Below are 241 nucleotides of genomic sequence, written 5' to 3'. Positions count from 1 at the left end.
CTGCTGGCCTAACCGGGCGATCATTGGGTATCGTCAGCCCCGTGCAACCCCGCCTCGAGCTTTCGCTCACCAAGCGCCGCGCAGTCGATCTGTGCCGCCTTGCGGGTTGTTGCTGTTGTTGCTGTAGCTGCTGAGTAACCGCGGTCGTTCGTCTTTCTCCGGTTTTTCCGGTCACGCCGCCGTTCTCAGTGAAACCCGGCTCGTCCTATCCCCCCTGCTCAGCAACAGGAGATTTCCATGT

1 protein-coding gene is annotated in these 241 nt (G+C 60.6%); it reads left to right on the top strand.

Going from position 1 to position 241, the window contains the following annotated elements:
* The first annotated feature begins 41 nt into the window (after positions 1-41).
* Positions 42-134, top strand: a complete 93-nt coding sequence (locus FQ668_RS29230; protein ID WP_366514459.1) for an Ms5788A family Cys-rich leader peptide — start codon at positions 42-44, stop codon at positions 132-134.
* Positions 135-241 lie beyond the last annotated feature (107 nt).

It is taken from the genome of Pseudomonas sp. Kh14 (genome assembly GCF_900291005.1).
Lineage (GTDB): Bacteria > Pseudomonadota > Gammaproteobacteria > Pseudomonadales > Pseudomonadaceae > Aquipseudomonas > Aquipseudomonas alloputida.
Note: the sequence above shows the minus strand (reverse complement) of the source record. Positions and strands in the feature narration are given on the sequence as shown.